Genomic DNA, 15876 nt, shown 5'->3' with positions numbered 1-15876 from the left:
CCGGGCCACCGCCCGTCGGCGTCAGCGGGTGAGCCGGACCAGCGCCCGGGCCTTCTCCGTGTGGGGATGAGTCGGGCCGTGCACGCGTTCGCATGCGGCCAGCGCGGCCCGCGCCTCCCGACCCGCCCGCCGGTCACCCTCCTCGACCAGCAGCAGGGCGAAGAGCGTCCGCATCTCCAGGGTCGCGGGATGGTCGGCGCCTCGGCCCCGTTCACTGTCCGGCAGGGTGTCGGCCAGCAACCGGATCGCCTCGGCCCGCCGGCCCACCCCGTCCAGCGCCCTGGCCAGGGAGTGCTGGGCGTGCAGGCGTACACCGTCGGTGTTGCTCAGGGCGCGCCCGGCGTCGTCCGCCAGCGCCCGGGCGGCGTCGACCGCCTCGGCCGCCCGGCCGTTGTCGAGCAGGACGACGAGCAGGTTGCTGCGGGCCTGCAGCGACACCGGGCTGGTCGGCCCCAACGTCCTGGTCATCCGCTTGACCACGTCCCGCAGGGCACGCTCGGCCTGCTCGCTGCGGCCCTGCAGGTGCTGGATCCCGGCAAGCTTCAGCTGGCAGGTCAGGGTGTCCGCGTCGTCGCGGCCCAGCGTCCGTGCCATGCCGTCGGCGACCCGCCGCAGCAGCGGCTCGGCCTCGTCGAGGCGACCCAGCTCGATCAGCAACCAGCCGAGGTTGTTGCCGCTGCGCAGCGTCTCGGCGTCGGATTCGCCCAGCACCCGGCGCCGGGCCGCGTAGACGTCTCGTTGCACCCGCTCCGCCTCGGCGTGGGAGCCGCGCTGCCAGAGCGCGAAGGCCAGGCTGTGCTTGCTGCGCAGGGTGTCCGGATGCTCCGGCCCCAACGCCGAGCTGCGCAACCCGACGATCTCCTGATAGACGGCCACGGCTTCGGCGACGTCGTTGCCGCGCATCAACTCCTGTGCGTAACGGGACCCCGCCTCCAACGTGCGGGTGTCGGCCGCGCCGTACTGCTCGTGGTAGGCGTGGTATTGCAGCCCGAAGGCGACCGGACCACCGACCGTCTCGGTGGTCGAGCGGCCGCCCTGGGTGACGGTGATCTCGATGACCGGCCCGGACGACGTCGCCTTGGGCGGTGGCTCGTCGTCGCGTCTACGGTTTCGGTTGAACCATCTGCCCACCGCACGACCTCCCGCAGTGTCGACAACCTAACGACCCGTCACCGACAGCAGACTACGCGTCGACGTCAACCGATATCGCCGGCGGCGAGGGAGTATCGACGCTCGCACGTCAGGAGGTGGGCAGTGCACGTCGGTCTGGCGACGAGCGCGGGTAGGGCCGACCGGCCGAACGAGGACTTCGTCGGTGCGGTGCCCGGTGCCGTCGTCCTGCTCGACGGCGCGGGCATCCCCGGAGCCGAGTCGCTCTGCCACCACGGAGTCGCCTGGTACACCCACCGCCTCGGCGGCGCGCTGCTCGGCCACCTGTCGCGCGACGACGGGCGGGACCTCGCGGACGTCCTCGCCACCGTCATCGACGAGATCGCCGCCGAGCACCGCGACACCTGCGACCTCGCGGACCCCAGCAGCCCGCAGGCCACCGTCGTGCTGGCCCGCGCCCACCGGGGCCGCCTGGACTATCTGCTCCTCGCGGACTCCTTCCTCCTCCTCGACCAGGCCCGCGGTGCCCCGCAGGTGATCACCGACGAGCGCGAGGTGCTCGCTCGGCGCGACTGCGCGGCCCCCCTGAGCGGCGTCGCCCGGGGAACGCCGGAGTACGACCACGTGCGCGCCTCCTGCGTCACCGCGCTACGGGCCCGCCGGAACCGACCCGGCGGCTACTGGGTCGCCAAGGAGGACCCGCGCGCGGCGCGGGAGGCGGTGACCGGCAGCCGGTCCCTCGCCGACCTGAACGGCGTCGCGCTGCTCAGCAACGGCGCCAGCCGGATCGTCAGTCCGTACGGTCTGACCGACTGGCCCGGCGTGCGGGACGTGCTCGCCGCCCACGGACCGTCCGAGGTCGTCCGCCGCGTCCGGCAGGCCGAGGCCGACGGCGGCTCCGACGCGCGGTCCCCGGACGACGCCACGGTGGCGTACTGCACGCACCTGTCGCGCTGACGGTCAGCCGCGACGAGGTGCGCTCACCGGGCACTCGGGTTTGGTCTGGCTGACGTACGAACTGGTGGCCACCAACAGGCCCAGGCCCCACAGGGTGTAGGCCGGCAGCACGATGGCCAGGAACCACGCCGCCCCGTCCACGTTGTTGCCGGTGGCCCAGGCGGTCATGCCGCCGATGCCGAAGTAGGTGGTGAGGCCGGCGCCGAGGAAGAAACCGGGGCCGGCCACCAACCAGCGGGGGACCTGTCGGCCGGCGAGCGGCAGCACCCATCTCGGCCAGATCCGACCCCAGCGGTGCACCAACGCCAGCGGCAGCAGCGTGCCCGCGAGGAGCAGCAGGACGATGAAAGTGATCATGAAGGCCCAGGGGATCTCCGGTGCCTTGCTCGACACGAAGCCGTGCACGATCTCGACGACGAAGCGTGCCAGGCAGGCGGCGACCGTCAGGTATCCGGCGAAGAACGCCCACGACGGGGAAGGAGTGTCCCGACCCTGCGGCCGGCGACCGTGGACGCGACCGCAGCTCTGGCAGCCGCCGCGTGCCCGCCGCTGCTCCCCGACGGCGGCGGCGATGGTCACGGCACCGCCGAGGGCGCCACTGCCGCGGGCCAGCAGGGTCACCCAGTCCAGCGCGTCCAGATCCATCCCGAACAGGCCGCCGATGACCATCAGGAGGCTCAGCGGGAACATGAACGAGTACAGGACCAGGGCCACGCCGGACACCCAGCCGAGGGCGGCAAGCGCCCACCGGACCCGGCGGCTCCAGTCTCGTTCGGCACCCGACCTGATCAGCAGGATCGCCGCTGTCGACAACACCGCGGGCACCACGGGAAGCCACCCTCCGGGAAAGAACGACTCACCCGGCTCGGCGAACCGTGGCGCGCCCCGGACAGCCCACCAGGCGTGGACGACCGCGTACGCCGTGACCCACGCGGCGGTGCCCGCGGGAACCCACCCCCGCCAGCCGGCGGTCGTGCGCACGGGCCGTTCTGTCCAGCGGATCATGGACCGATCATCGCTGGCGCCGGCCGGCTCCTCCTCCCCGCCGAAGGGGAACGCCCTGCCTCGGTCGGGGGAGCTGGCGAGGACCGGTCACCGGGTCGACCCCGCACGGAGCGCGCGCCGGGTGCGGTGCCCACCCACGTAAGCTCGGCAGGTTCTGGTGCGTCGTGGCTGGCCGCACGGCGTGCCGAACCACGAACGGGCAGACGCGATGGAGGCGGGGTTGGTGGCAGTCCTACGGGTGACGACTCGCAATGCACGGTTCCAACAGTGGGAGGCGCTGTTGGGCAATCGCACCAAGCGCCAGCGCAGCGGCGAGTTCCTCGTGCAGGGCGTCCGACCCATCAAGCTGGCGATCCACCTCGGGTGGCAGGTCCGCCAACTTCTGTACAACGCCGACGCCCACCTGTCGACCTGGGCGCAGGAGACCCTCGACGCGGCCGGCGCGACAAGGGTCGCCGTCGCCGGCGAGTTGATGGTGGAGCTGGGCGGCAAGGTGGAGGGCGCCCCGGAGCTGCTTGCCGTGGTGGCGTTGCCCGACGACGACCTCGGTCGCATCCCGACAGGCCCCGACCTGCTCCCGGTCGTCTTCGACCGGCCGACCAGCCCCGGCAACATCGGGACGCTCATCCGGTCGGCGGACGCCTTCGGCGCGAGCGGCGTCGTCATCACCGGCCATGCCGCCGACGTCTACGACCCCAAAGCGGTACGCGCCAGCACGGGTTCGCTGTTCTCGGTGCCCGTCGTGCGCGTGCCCGGGCACCGGCCGGTCCTCGACTGGGTCGCGGCCATCCGGGCCGACGTCGAGGTGCGGGTGGTGGGCACCGACGAGAGCGGGGCGGTCGAGGCGGCCGAGTACGACTTCACCCAGCCGACCCTGCTGGTGGTCGGAAACGAGACGTCCGGGCTCAGCTCGGCGTGGCGCGACGCCTGCGACCACCTGATCCGGATCCCCATGGTGGGCATGGCCAGCTCCCTGAACGCCGCCACCGCCGGATCCGTCGTCCTGTACGAGGCGGCACGCCAACGGGCCGGCGGGGGGCGCGTCAGGCGATGAGTCGGTCGAGCAGGTCGAACTGGTCGTACGGCTGGTCGTAGTCGCCGAAGTGCCCGTCGTCGCGCACGATCTGGGTGCCGCCGAGCCGTTCGAACATGGCACGTCCCTGGCGGTCGTCGCAGCCGTACGGATCCTTGCGCGAGTTGACGAAGGAGATGTCGCGCACGTGCGACCGGATCGCGGCCCAGTCGTAGCTCTGCTGCAGGACCGGCTCCTCGCTGGTGTTGGGCGGGGTGCAGTAGCCGGCGACCAGGATCGCCTGGGCAACCGTCACCTCGACGTGCTCCAGGAGAGCCAGGAGGAACGCCGCGCCGCCGGAATGGCCCACCAGGACCGTGTTCTCGTCGAAGCGGTGCGCGCCCAGCACCTTCGGCAGGAACGTGGCGACCGGCTCGACGTTGAGGTCGGGGAGGTGCGGCACCTCGACGGCGTACCCCCGGGCCTCCAACCGCCCGGCCAGCCAGCGGTACCAGCCGACGTCCGGGTTGCCGCCGGTCCCGTGGAAGATGATCGCTGTGCGCCCCACCGTGCCCCCTTCGGATCGAAGGGTCTGATCAAACCACGCCCCGGTGACACCATCAGACCAGCGGCACCTGCTCGGCCCGGTCGCCGTCGCCCCCGGAGTGGACTCCGGCGGGCGTGGCGATCGGGGCGATGACGATCCGGCTGGGCAGCACCGGCGCGTCCCGGCCCGTGCCGCGTCGGTCGCCGCCGGAGGACTGCTCGTGGTAGTCCTGCTCGACGTTGACCGTCCAGACGTCATGCGTACTGCCGGTGGCGATGTTCTCGACGGTGAGCATCGCGGTCAGCATCGAGTGGTCCTGGTTGTTGTAGCGGTGCATGCCGTTGCGCCCCACCGGGTGCACGTTCGGCACCGCGTCGGCCAGCCACGCCCGGATCACGTCCACGTTGTGCTGGTAACGCTCGTCGTACACCGGGTAGGCCTTGGGCATCCGCACGACGTAGCCGGCCTCCACCACGCCGGGCCGGGCCAACCCCAACCCCTCCAGCTCCGCGGTGCCCAGGGCCACGAGGTCGGCATCCGGGGTACGCCACATCTCGTCGTCCTCGAACACGAAGTACTCCAGGCCCAGGCAGGTGCGGCCATCCTTGACGAGGTACGGCGACCAGGAGCCGAAGTTCTGGATCCGACCCACCCGAACCCCCGGGTCGTGCACGTAGATCCAGTTGTCCGGGAACGAGAACTCCGCCGGCACCACCAGCGCGACAGTCAGGAAGTCGCGGTAGCGCAGGTCGGCGGCGCAGGCCAGCACCTCCGGCGGCGCCGCCGGACGCAGGACGGACACCAGCTCCGAGATCGGCATCGACGAGATCACGTGGTCGGCCGCTTCGGTACGCTGCCCGCCCGCGCCGTTGACCGTCACGCTGATCGCCCGCCGTCGGGCCGGATCGCGGTGCACCGCGGTGACCCAGGTGCCCGTCGACACCTGCCCACCGCGGTGGCACACCTGTTCGGCGCAGCGCTCCCACATCATCCCCGGCCCGTACTTCGGGTACTGGAACTCCTCGATCAAACTGGTCACGTCCGTGCGCCGGCGGCTCGGCAGCAGTGCGTTGCGGATCGCCGTGGCCAGCGACAGGTTCTTGATCCGCTGCGCGGCCCAGTCGGCCTGCAACCGGTCGGCCGGCATTCCCCAGACCTTCTCCGTGTACGTCTTGAAGAAGATCGAATACAGTCGCCAGCCGAACCGGGCCGACACCCAGCCCTCGAAGTGCGACTGGTCCCGTGGTGGCCGGAGCCGGGCGCGGGCGTACGAGCCGAGGCAGCGGACCGCCTCGGTCAGCCCCAGGTTGCGCAGCGCGTTCATCGCGCTGAGCGGGTAGTTGAACAGCGCGCCCCGGTAGAAGATCCGGCTCATCCGGGGCCGGGTCAGGAAGTCCTCGTCGGGCAGGATCTCGTGCCAGAACGCCTCCACCCGAGGCACCTTGGTGAAGAACCGGTGCCCGCCGATGTCGAACCGCCACCCGTCGCGTTCCACGGTCCGGCTGATCCCGCCGACCACCTCGTCGGCCTCGAAGACCCGGACCGTCCGGCCGTGCCGGAGCAGCTCGTACGCCGCCGTGAGCCCCGCCGGCCCCGCACCGACGACCACCGTGCCGTGCCGCTCGCTCCCACTGCCGCGTTCCCCGCTTCCCGCCGTCGTGGGAAACGCTCCGCCTGCCCGCTCTGCGTCGAATGTCACTCCTGGTCAACGATCGATTCCGCTCCGGAGTGGCGTCTGGCGGCGGACAACCGGTTGCACGACACTCCGGGGCGGCGGAGATGGGCCGGCGGAGGGGGAGCGGGGGCGGATGCACAGGTGGCGGAGCAGCACGGCGACGGTTGCCGTCCGGTTGGCCGCGGCCGGCGACGCCACGGCGCGCGCGGCTCGTCGGGTGCCGGAGCCCTGGTCGTACGTCATCGGCCTCTTCCTCGGCGCGAAGCTGCTGCTGACCCTGCTCGGGCTGCTGGTCCTGCACGCCTGGGACGGCGTGCCCGGTGCGCCGCCGCCGGACGAGGCGATGATGTGGGCGCAGCAGCGCGAGATCTCCGGGCAGCGGTGGTTCTCCTTCTGGTTCGCCTGGGACGGGCTGCTCTACCTGCGGCTGAGCGAGCTGCCCCTGAATCAGCCCTGGAACGACTTCGGCTTCCCTCTGCTCTACCCGTTCCTGGCCCGGCCGCTCGGCGCCCTGCTCGGCGGCGACAACGCGCTGGCCCTGCTGGTGATCAGCAACGTCGCGTTCCTGCTGGCGCTCTGGTACGGCTACCGGCTGGCCGAGCTGCTGCTCGGCGACGCGCCCGCCGCCCGCCGGTTCACCCGCTACCTCGTGCTGTTGCCGACCGCGTTCCTGTTCCAGGCCGCGCTGACCGAGTCGCTCTTCGTCTGTCTCGCGTTGGCCGCGTTCTACCACGCCGAGCGAGGGCAGTGGCTGCTGGTCGGTGTGCTCGGCTACTTCCTGGCGATGAGCCGCTCCGTCGGCCTGCTCGTCGCACTGCCGCTGGCCCTGGTCCTGCTGCGCCGGCACGACTGGCGGCTCGGCCCGCGTGCCCTGCTCGGCTACCTGCGGATCGGCTGGCCGTTGCTGCTGCTGCCCGCCGGGTGGTTCACCTTCATGGCGTTCTGCCGGTGGCGCGGCGGGGACTGGTTCGCCTACCAGCACGCCCAGCGGATCGGCTGGGGCATCGAGGTGCAGAACCCGGTGCCGGTGCTGCTGAACGGGCTGACCGGGGAGCCGCACGACGCCGCCCGGGCCCTCTTCGCCGTGGCCGTGCTGGCCGTGCTCGTCGCCGGGTTCCGCCGCCGGGACCTGGCCTACCTGGTGTACGGCGTCCTCATGGTGCTGGTGCCGCTGTCGATGGGCCCGGCGGTCTACCGGAGCCTGCTGCGGTACCTGCTCGCCGCGTTCCCGGTGGCCCTGGTGCTGGCCCGGTGGGCCCGGCACGTCGGCGTCGACGTGTGGCTGACCGCGACGCTCGCCGTGGTGCAGGGCGTGCTGTTCGCCCTCTGGCTCACCTACTGGACCCACACGATCATCTGATTGGCGTGGCCGTCGTCGGGGCAGGATGGGGCGATGACCGAGCCGCGGGTGCACCTGGACGACCTCGGGGCCTGGCTGATCAAGGGCAACGCCGACCAGGTCGACCTGACCGCCCGGTTCGCCCGGGATCCGCGGGTGACCAGTTGGTGCGTACGCCCCGGCTACCGGGCGCGGCTGATGGACGCCGGCCAGGCGGTCGTCTTCTGGGCCAGCGGCAGCCGCGGTCGACTGCCCTACGGGGTGTGGGGGATCGGTCGGGTCACCGGGCCGGCCGAGCCGGGGCCGTCCGGGCAGCCCTGGTCGGTGCCCCTGGACCTGCCCATCCTCGCCGAGCAGGACCGGGTGCCCCGGCTGCGGCTACGCGCCGACGAGCGGCTCGCCGCCCTGGAGGTGTTCCGGCAACCGCAGGCGGCCAACCCGTCGTACCTGACCGTGGCGCAGTTCGCGGCACTGCGTACCCATCTGCCGACCTGAGCGCCGCAGGCGGCCGTGCCCGGCGCGGGCCGACGTGCCGGGCCTGTGCGAGGCTGCTCCCCTGCATCTGAGTGGAGGCCCGGTGTTCGCCCTGCCGCTGACCGAGGACGTCGAGCTGCGCCCGCTGGACCCGTGGCGGGCCGAGGAGTTCCTCGCCCACCTGGATCGGGCGCGGGAGCACATCCGGCCCTGGGTGGCGCCGTCGTTCGTCGCCACCGACCTGCCGTCGGCCCGCGCGGTGTTGCAGCGCTACGCCGACAGGTGGGCCAGCGACACCGGCGGCATCTGGGGGCTGTGGTGGCGCGGCACACTTGTCGGCGGCGTCATGTTCGTCTCGTTCGACGTGACCCGGGGCGTCTGCGAGGCGGGTTGCTGGGTGGAGCCGGCCGCGCAGGGCAGGGGAATCGTCGCCCCGGCGATCCGTCGAATCGTCGACTGGGCGGTCCGCGAACGCGGCATCCAGCGGGTCGAGTGGCATACCGTCGCCGACAACATGCGCAGCAGGGCCCTGGCCCGGCGACTCGGCCTGCGCCTCGACGGCACCCTCCGCCAGGTCAGCCCCGGTCCGCACGGCCGCATCGACCTGGAGGTCTGGTCGGTGCTGGCCGACGAGTGGCCCGCCGCGCACGCACCGTCCACTGGCGACCGCGAATAGTTGTCATACCCGTGCGGCACCATGCATTCATGGCCGTCCCCGCGCTCACCCCCCACTCCGACCCGCCGCGTTCCGTGCCGCTGCGTGAGGCGCGCACCCGGTTCAGTCAACTTGTCGCGCTCGCCGAGTTGACCGACGCGGTCACCGTCGTCACCCGCGACGGCGATCCCCGCCCGGTCGCCGCGATCGTCCCCGCCGCGGCCGCCCGCAGCGGCGCGCAGGCCCGCGCCGACGCCGACCGGCTCGCCACTGTCACCGCCGGCTGGGCACGGCGCCTCGAGGAGCAGCACCGACGCAGCAGTCAGCGGCACGCCGCCGAGCTGAGCGCGATCCGGGCGGCGCTGGCGCAGGCGTGGGCCGAGCTGGATCGTCGGGTCGTCCCGGGCAGCGACCCCACGCTGGCCCGGCTGCGCGCGGCGCACAACGACCTGCTCACCGGCTGACCGCCTCCACGCCACCGGGGGGCCGGGCGCCTGTCGCAACGGGTGCACGCCCCGCCGGGCCGGGCGAGCCACGCCGACCACGCAGCGACGTATCCTTCGCCAGTGGGACTGCGGTTTACGACACGCGGATCGGACTCGCCGTGGGTCGACACCGTGTGGACCTGCACGAGCGAGCAGGTCACCACGATGACGTCCGTCGCCGGGGTGCGTTGGGGCCTGGTGTTCTGGGAGCAGGCCGGCCGGGCGCAGACGGCCATCACCGGTCCGGAGACCCGGTCCGGCACGGCGCCGGTGCCGGAGGGCGCGACCTTCACGGGCATCGAGTTCGCCGTGGGCACCTCGTTGCGGGCCGTGCCCACCTCGGCACTTACCGACGGTGGCATCGAGCTTCCCGACACCACGCGTCGGACGTTCCGGCTGGACGGGGAGCGCTGGGAGACGCCCTCTCCCGACGACACCGAGGCTCTGGTCGACCGCCTCGTCCGGGCCGGCACCGTGGTCCGTGACCCGCTCGTCAGCGACGTGCTGCGGGGTCACCGTCCGGCCGTGTCGGGGCGCACCGTCGAACGCCGGTTCCGCGCGGCGACTGGCCTCACGCGGAGCGCCGTCCGGCAGATCGAGCGTGCCCGCACGGCGGCGGAGCTACTGGCCGCCGGCGCCCCGGCCGCCGACGTCGTCGTCAAGCTCGACTATTTCGACGAGCCGCACCTGGCCCGAGCACTGCGCTCCTACGTCGGCCGCACCGCCCGGCAGCTGCGCGAGGGCGCCGGCGGCGCGATCGCCCTCGACCTGGATCACCGCCTGACGTCGTAGACCAGCTTGAGGATCCCGTTCGGGTAACTCTCCGACTCCCGCAGCGTCAGCATGTGCTTGTCCCGATCGGCCCGGCCGAACAGGCTCTTGCCGGCACCGAGCAACACGGGGAAGACGAGCAGGTTGTACTGATCGATCAAGCCCGCGTCGGACAGCCGCCGAGCCAGCTCCGCGCTCCCGTGGATGAAGATGGCGCCGCCGTCGCCCTCCTTGAGCGCGGCGATGTCCCCGGTCGAGCGCAGGATCGTGGTCGGCCCCCACCCGTCGACGATGGCGTCGTCCGACAGTGAGGTCGACACCACGTACTTGGGCAGCTCCTTGTAACCGGCGTGGTCCTCCGAGCCGGGCCAGACCGGCGCGAACGCCTCGTAGCTGCGACGGCCGAACATCAACGCCGTCGTGTCGGCGAGCTCCTCGCCCTTGAGCGACCAGGCTTCCGGCACGAACTCGAGGTCCTTGAACACCCACCCGCCGCTGCGGTGCTCTTCCGTTGGCCCGCCGCCGGGCGAGTCGACGACGCCGTCGAGCGACATGAAGCCGGTGTAGACCAGATTGCGCATCGTGCTGTCTCCTCATGCTTGGGCGAGCTGCCGGGTCCACGCTAGATCGCGCCCGCGGCGGTCGTCTTGGACGAAAACGACAGAGCCAACAGCGCCGTGGCTGGCTCGTCGTCCGTCATCGTGGCCGCCCGACATTCAGCCGGTGGCCGGGTAGGCGTGCGTCTCGGCCGCCTTGAGCGCCACCCAGACCCGTTGACCGGGGAGCAGCCGCAGCTGGGCGGCGGCGGCCGGCGTGACGTCGGCGGCCACCCCGATCGGTCCGTCCACCTGCACGCGCACGTTGTCGCCGTGCCGCTGCACGCCGGCCACGGTGCCCGCCCAGGTGTTGCGGGGGCTGCCCTGCGGGCGGGTCGGGTGCAGGGCCACCGCCGCCGGGCGGAACGCCACGAACGCCTCACCGTCGAGCCGGTCGGCGACGGTGAGGGTCAGCTCCGGCGCGACACGTACCCCGTGCCCCGCAGCCCTTCCTCGATAGAGATTGAGCCCGACGAGCCGGGCGACGTAGTCGGTGCGTGGGCGGGCGGTGACACTCGGCCCGTCGCCCTCCTGCACCACCCGGCCACCCTCGACGATGACCAGCCGGTCGGCCAGCGCGAGGGCGTCCAGCGGGTCGTGGGTGACCAGCAGCGTCGCGCCCGGGTGCGCGGACAGGTGGCGGTGCAACTCCGCGCGGGTGTCCAGCCGGGTGCGCGCGTCCAGTGCGGCGAGCGGCTCGTCCAGCAGCAGCAGTGCCGGTGCCACGGCCAGCGCGCGGGCCAGCGCCACCCGCTGTGCCTGCCCGCCGGAGAGTTGCCGGGGCCGGCGCTGTGCCTGTGCGTCGAGCCCCACCCGGGCGAGCCAGTTCCGGGCCGTGGCACGCGCGGCCCGCCTGTCGACGCCGTGCCGGCGCGGCCCGAAGGCCACGTTGTCCAGGGCGCTGAGGTGCGGAAAGAGCAGATAGTCCTGGAAGACCACGCCGATCGACCGGCGTTCGGTGGGCACCCAGCCGCGGGCCGACGGCCGATCCAGGTCGACACCGTCGAGCGTGACGTGCCCCGCCGTGAGGGGTTGCAACCCGGCCAGCGCGCGCAGCGCGGTGGTCTTGCCGGCGCCGTTCGGGCCGAGCAGCGCGACCACCTCGCCGGGAGCCACCCGCAGCGTGACGTCGAGCTGGAAGGCGCCCCGGTCGACGACGAGCCGGGCGTCGAGCAGCGGAGGCGTCATGCGCCTGTCATCCAGCGATCCCGCAACGCGACCAGGATGCCCACCGACACGACGAGCAGCACCAGGCTGAGCACGATCGCGGACTCCAGGTCGGTCTCCAGTGCCAGGTAGACGGCGAGCGGCATGGTCTGGGTCCGGCCCGGGTAGTTGCCGGCGAAGGTGATGGTGGCACCGAACTCGCCCAACGCCCGTGCCCAGCAGAGCACCGCCCCGGCGGCCAAACCGGGCGCCACCAGCGGCACCGTGACGTGGGTGAAGGTGGTCCACCGGCCGGCGCCCAGCGTGGCGGCGGCCTCCTCGTAGCGGTGGTCCGCGGCGCGTAGCGCGCCCTCCACGGCGATGACGAGGAACGGCATGGCGACGAACGACTCGGCCACCACGACGCCCGTGGTGGTGAAGGGCAGGGTGACGCCGAACGTGGCGTCCAGCCAGCCGCCGAGCAGCCCGCGCCGGCCGAAGACCAGCAACAGCGCCACGCCGCCGACCACCGGCGGCAGCACCAGTGGCACGGTGACCAGCGCGCGGACCAGTCGGCGGCCGGGAAACTCGACCCGGGCCAGCACCCAGGCCAGCGGCACCCCGAGCAGCAGGCAGAGCACGGTGGCCAGGGTCGCGGTCTGCACCGACAGCCGCAACGCGGTCAGCGCCCCCGGCGCGATGAGCCGCTGCGGCAGGGTCGGCCAGGGCGCCCGGATCACCAGACCAGCCAGCGGCAGGACGAGGAAGAGCAACCCCAGTGCGGCGGGGATCAACAGCGCCGCCGGCACCCGCCCTCGCCGCCGGGGGGTCACGTGGTCGAGGACCCGACTCATGGCGCCTGGAAGCCCGCCTCGGCGAGGATGGCCTGCGCCGGCGCCGAGCGGACGTACGCGACGAGGGCTCGCGCGCCGGCCGGATTCGGTGCGTCCTTCAGCGCGACGATCGGGTAGTCGTTGACCGCCCGCGCCGACTCCGGAAACTCCACACCTGTCACGTCGGTGCGCGCGGCCCGTGCGTCCGTGCGGTAGACCAGGGCCGCGTCGACCTCGCCGAGCCGCACCTTGGCGAGCGCGCCCCTGACGTCCTGCTCCAGGGTGACCGGGGTCAGCGCGACGCCGGCCGCGTCCAGGGCGGTGCGGGCGGCCGCCCCGCAGGGCACCTGGTTGGCGCAGAGCGCCACCTTCACGCCGGGCCTACCCAGGTCGGCCAACCCGGTCACCCCGGCCGGGTTGCCCCGGGGCACCGCGATCACCAACTGGTTGCGGGCGAAGACGCTCGGTGCCCCGTCGGCGTTGCCCGCCTCGGTGACAGTGGCCATGTTCGCCGGGGCGGCCGAGGCGAACACGTCCGCCGGCGCACCCTGGTTGACCTGGTTGGCCAGTGCGGAGCTGCCGGCGAAGTTGAGAGTCACGGTGCTGCCCGGGTTGGCGGCCTCGAAGTCCTTACCGATGCGGCTGAACGACTCGGTCAACGAGGCGGCCGCGAACACCGTCACCGTGCCGGTGACCCGCCCGTCGGCGGTGCCACCGGAGGCCCGGTCGCCGCCCGTGCCGCAGCCGGCGGCGGCCAGCGCCAGCACCACGACCATCGCCGTACGCGTCGCCCGCGCGCTCATCCGCCCGACCTTCCCCCGCTCGGGGCGGGTGCGGCCCGCTCCACCACCACCGTGGTCGACTTGATCACCGCGACGGCGACCGAGCCGACCCGCAGATCCAGGGCGTCGACCGCCTCCCGGCTCATCAGCGACACGACGCGGAACGGGCCGGCCTGGATGTCGACCTGGGCCATCACCGTGTCCTTGCGGACGTCGACGACGATGCCGCGCAGCCGGTTGCGGGCCGAGGAGAACTCGGCGCCCACGTCCGGGTCGGCGGCCTGGGCGCGGGCGAACGCGGCCAGGTCGACCCCGTCGATCACCCGGTGGCCGTGCTCGTCACGCCCGGCCGTCAGCCGCCCGGCATCGACCCAACGGCGAATCGTGTCGCTGCTGACACCGAGCAGGTCGGCCGCCGCACCGATCCGGAACATCGTCACCGGCTCACCCTAGCTGCCGCATCTGCGGGCACGAAAGGTCGGATCCCGCCGTGTCTGCGTACTCCCGTGGGTCTTTCCGGCCGCAGGTGCGCAGGGGTGGCTCAGGCGACGCGGTTGTCGTACGTCGCGCGGTTGGCGAGCACGTCGTCCATGTGCGTTTCGGCCCAGCCCTTCAGGCCGCGGATCACCTCGTGCAGGGAGACACCGAGGTCGGTCAGCTCGTAGGTGACGGTGACGGGCACGGTCGGCACCACGGTGCGGGTGATCAGACCATCGCGTTCCAGGGAGCGCAACGTCTGGGTCAGCATCTTCTGACTGACCCCGGCCAGGAGGCGCGACAGCTCCGAGTACCGCAGCGGCCGAGGCGCACCGGCGCAGTCGGCGCCGAACTGGTGCGAGCCGTCGCTGCGCAGCGCGGCCAGCACCAACGTGACCCACTTGTCCGCGATGCGGTCGAGCAGTTTGCGGCTCGGACACTGCGCCAGGAACGCGTCGTATTCCACCCTGGCCTGAGACCTCTGTCGCGCTGCCGCCGTGGTCGCCATCGACCCGCTCCTCCCGCTGCTGGGGCCGTTACGCACCTTCAGGTGCCTACTTCCCGTAGTGAAGTTACACCCCGATAGTGGAGCGGGTAAACGATGCACCGGCACGGCTCGGTGCGACACGAAAGCCAGAGGTAAGAACATGTCCTCCACCTCCCTTCCCGGCGGCACCTGGACGCTGGGAGACCTGACGGTCACCCGGTTCGGCTACGGCGCCATGCAACTGGCCGGCCCCTGGGTCATGGGACCGCCGGCCGATCACGGCGGCGCACTCGCCGTCCTGCGTGCGGCCGTCGAGCAGGGCATCACCCACATCGACACCTCCCAGGCCTACGGGCCGCAGGTCACCAACCAGCTGATCCGGGAAGCGCTGCGCCCGTACCCCGATTCGCTGCACATCGTGACCAAGGTCGGCGCGAACCGCGACCAGCGGGGCGGCTGGCCCCCGGCTCGTGACCCGCAAAGCCTGCGCCGGTCCGTGCACGAGAACCTGGAGACCCTCGGTCTCGACGTGCTCGACCTCGTCAACCTCCGGCTCGGCGATGCCGCGGGCCCGCAGCCCGAATCGGTCGCCGAGGCGTTCGCGACACTTGTCGACCTGCAGCGGGAGGGCCTGATCCGGCACCTCGGAGTGAGCAACGCGACGCCGGAACAGGTCGCCGAGGCGCAGGCCATCGCGCCGATCGTGTGCGTGCAGAACAGGTACAACCTCGCGCACCGACAGGACGACGAGCTGATCGACGCGCTCGCCGAGCAGGGCATCGCCTACGTGCCGTTCTTTCCACTCGGCGGCTTCAGCCCTCTGCAGTCCTCGCTGCTCTCGACAGTGGCCGCTCGGCTGGGGGCGGCCCCGATGTCGATCGCCCTGGCCTGGCTGCTGCGGCGTTCGCCGAACATCCTGCTGATCGCGGGCACCTCGTCCACGACACACCTGCACGAGAACATCGCGGGCGCCGCCCTGCCCCTGTCCGACGACGACCTGGCCGAGCTGGACAAGATCGGCCGCTAACGAACCGGGTGGACCCGCCGACGTTCCGACGGATCCACCCGGTGTCGTCGGCAGTTGCGCGGAACGCCGCGCCGCGCCGGGTGTCGGGGTGTCGGCGCAAGATCGTGCTCGATCAAGGAAGTCAACGCCGTTGCGTTTAGCGCTGTGGCCTGGAGGCAAGCCCTTTGTCGAAGGTTGTGATGGTGGCGTGGAAGGTGTAGGTCTGCGGGGTTACGGGATGTTGGCTGGCGTTCGGGCCGTATTTGCTGGTCGGGTTCTTGCGGGAGCGGGCTTTGACGCGGGGGCGGCGTCGTGCGGGTAGGAGTGCGGCTAGAGCGGCTGAGCCTATGGTGCCGAGGAGGTCGGTTGGGCCGTTGGGAAGGACTCCGCTGGCGGTGGTGATCGTGTTGATAGCGGCCTCTATGAGGATGGTGAAACTGATTCGGTCCATGTCCAGGCCGGGTTGGGTGCAGGTAGCGTCCCCGGCTGCGCGGATGAGGGCTTGGTAGGTGGTGAGTA

General features: G+C 72.3%; 19 protein-coding genes. 8 read left to right on the top strand and 11 right to left on the bottom strand.

Annotated features, from left to right (window positions below; all coding sequences use genetic code 11):
* Nucleotides 1–21: 21 nt before the first annotated feature.
* A complete protein-coding gene (locus ACGFIQ_RS06965) occupies nt 22–1131 on the bottom strand; it encodes a tetratricopeptide repeat protein (protein WP_393240451.1) in 1110 nt (369 codons plus the stop codon).
* Nucleotides 1132–1254: 123 nt separating this feature from the next.
* Between ACGFIQ_RS06965 and ACGFIQ_RS06960 the strand changes: the two genes are divergently transcribed.
* A complete protein-coding gene (locus ACGFIQ_RS06960) occupies nt 1255–2067 on the top strand; it encodes a hypothetical protein (RefSeq protein ID WP_393240448.1) in 813 nt (270 codons plus the stop codon).
* Nucleotides 2068–2070: 3 nt separating this feature from the next.
* Here ACGFIQ_RS06960 and ACGFIQ_RS06955 read toward each other — a convergent pair whose 3' ends face one another.
* Nucleotides 2071–3072 carry a hypothetical protein gene (locus ACGFIQ_RS06955; protein WP_393240445.1) on the bottom strand — a complete coding sequence of 334 codons (1002 nt, stop codon included), beginning with the start codon at nt 3070–3072 and terminating at the stop codon, nt 2071–2073.
* A gap of 220 nt (nt 3073–3292) precedes the next feature.
* Here ACGFIQ_RS06955 and ACGFIQ_RS06950 point away from each other — a divergent pair, with 220 nt between their 5' ends.
* Entirely contained in the window at nt 3293–4126 is an 834-nt protein-coding gene (locus tag ACGFIQ_RS06950) for a TrmH family RNA methyltransferase (protein WP_393242118.1), read from the top strand.
* Here the strand turns inward: ACGFIQ_RS06950 and ACGFIQ_RS06945 are convergent.
* The gene (locus ACGFIQ_RS06945; RefSeq protein WP_393240443.1) at nt 4116–4652 is read right to left on the bottom strand and encodes an RBBP9/YdeN family alpha/beta hydrolase; all 537 of its coding nucleotides are present in this window, start codon (nt 4650–4652) and stop codon (nt 4116–4118) included. The genes ACGFIQ_RS06950 and ACGFIQ_RS06945 overlap by 11 nt on opposite strands.
* Nucleotides 4653–4704: 52 nt before the next feature.
* Nucleotides 4705–6240 carry an NAD(P)/FAD-dependent oxidoreductase gene (locus ACGFIQ_RS06940; protein ID WP_393242115.1) on the bottom strand — a complete coding sequence of 512 codons (1536 nt, stop codon included), beginning with the start codon at nt 6238–6240 and terminating at the stop codon, nt 4705–4707.
* Nucleotides 6241–6439: 199 nt separating this feature from the next.
* Between ACGFIQ_RS06940 and ACGFIQ_RS06935 the strand changes: the two genes are divergently transcribed.
* The 5 genes from ACGFIQ_RS06935 (at nt 6440) to ACGFIQ_RS06915 (ending at nt 10051) form a co-directional block, all read left to right on the top strand.
* The gene (locus ACGFIQ_RS06935; RefSeq protein ID WP_393240440.1) at nt 6440–7666 is read left to right on the top strand and encodes a mannosyltransferase family protein; all 1227 of its coding nucleotides are present in this window, start codon (nt 6440–6442) and stop codon (nt 7664–7666) included.
* A 33-nt stretch (nt 7667–7699) separates the two neighbouring features.
* Nucleotides 7700–8140 carry a hypothetical protein gene (locus ACGFIQ_RS06930; RefSeq protein WP_393240437.1) on the top strand — a complete coding sequence of 147 codons (441 nt, stop codon included), beginning with the start codon at nt 7700–7702 and terminating at the stop codon, nt 8138–8140.
* A gap of 82 nt (nt 8141–8222) precedes the next feature.
* Entirely contained in the window at nt 8223–8795 is a 573-nt protein-coding gene (locus ACGFIQ_RS06925; RefSeq protein WP_393240434.1) for a GNAT family N-acetyltransferase, read from the top strand.
* 29 nt (nt 8796–8824) lie between these two features.
* Nucleotides 8825–9238 carry a type II toxin-antitoxin system Phd/YefM family antitoxin gene (locus tag ACGFIQ_RS06920; RefSeq protein ID WP_393240431.1) on the top strand — a complete coding sequence of 138 codons (414 nt, stop codon included), beginning with the start codon at nt 8825–8827 and terminating at the stop codon, nt 9236–9238.
* A gap of 102 nt (nt 9239–9340) precedes the next feature.
* Nucleotides 9341–10051 (top strand): helix-turn-helix domain-containing protein, encoded by a 711-nt coding sequence (locus tag ACGFIQ_RS06915; RefSeq protein WP_393240428.1) that lies wholly within the window; start codon nt 9341–9343, stop codon nt 10049–10051.
* On the opposite strand, the gene ACGFIQ_RS06910 is transcribed toward ACGFIQ_RS06915, so the two are convergent.
* From ACGFIQ_RS06910 to ACGFIQ_RS06885, 6 genes are all read right to left on the bottom strand, one after another.
* Nucleotides 10033–10611 carry a dihydrofolate reductase family protein gene (locus ACGFIQ_RS06910; RefSeq protein ID WP_393240426.1) on the bottom strand — a complete coding sequence of 193 codons (579 nt, stop codon included), beginning with the start codon at nt 10609–10611 and terminating at the stop codon, nt 10033–10035. The genes ACGFIQ_RS06915 and ACGFIQ_RS06910 overlap by 19 nt on opposite strands.
* A 135-nt stretch (nt 10612–10746) precedes the next feature.
* Entirely contained in the window at nt 10747–11814 is a 1068-nt protein-coding gene (locus ACGFIQ_RS06905; protein WP_393240423.1) for an ABC transporter ATP-binding protein, read from the bottom strand.
* Complete coding sequence (locus ACGFIQ_RS06900; protein WP_393240420.1) at nt 11811–12626, bottom strand: ABC transporter permease; 816 nt, start codon at nt 12624–12626, stop codon at nt 11811–11813. The genes ACGFIQ_RS06905 and ACGFIQ_RS06900 overlap by 4 nt, the downstream gene beginning before the upstream one ends.
* On the bottom strand, nt 12623–13408 hold the full coding sequence (gene modA, locus ACGFIQ_RS06895) for a molybdate ABC transporter substrate-binding protein (protein ID WP_393240418.1): 786 nt from the start codon (nt 13406–13408) through the stop codon (nt 12623–12625). The genes ACGFIQ_RS06900 and modA overlap by 4 nt, the downstream gene beginning before the upstream one ends.
* Complete coding sequence (locus ACGFIQ_RS06890) at nt 13405–13827, bottom strand: molybdopterin-binding protein (protein WP_393240415.1); 423 nt, start codon at nt 13825–13827, stop codon at nt 13405–13407. Before ACGFIQ_RS06890 ends, modA begins: the two co-directional genes overlap by 4 nt.
* 101 nt (nt 13828–13928) lie before the next feature.
* Nucleotides 13929–14372 carry a winged helix-turn-helix transcriptional regulator gene (locus tag ACGFIQ_RS06885; protein WP_393240412.1) on the bottom strand — a complete coding sequence of 148 codons (444 nt, stop codon included), beginning with the start codon at nt 14370–14372 and terminating at the stop codon, nt 13929–13931.
* Between the two features lie 139 nt (nt 14373–14511).
* On the opposite strand from ACGFIQ_RS06885, the gene ACGFIQ_RS06880 reads away from it, so the two are divergent.
* Entirely contained in the window at nt 14512–15378 is an 867-nt protein-coding gene (locus ACGFIQ_RS06880; RefSeq protein WP_393240409.1) for an aldo/keto reductase family oxidoreductase, read from the top strand.
* Nucleotides 15379–15514: 136 nt separating this feature from the next.
* On the opposite strand, the gene ACGFIQ_RS06875 is transcribed toward ACGFIQ_RS06880, so the two are convergent.
* The coding region (locus ACGFIQ_RS06875; protein ID WP_393240406.1) for a hypothetical protein at nt 15515–15876 on the bottom strand (362 nt) is incomplete at its 5' end.

This window comes from Micromonospora sp. NPDC048898 (assembly GCF_043198035.1).
GTDB lineage: Bacteria > Actinomycetota > Actinomycetes > Mycobacteriales > Micromonosporaceae > Micromonospora.
This window is presented reverse-complemented; position numbering and strand designations above follow the sequence as displayed.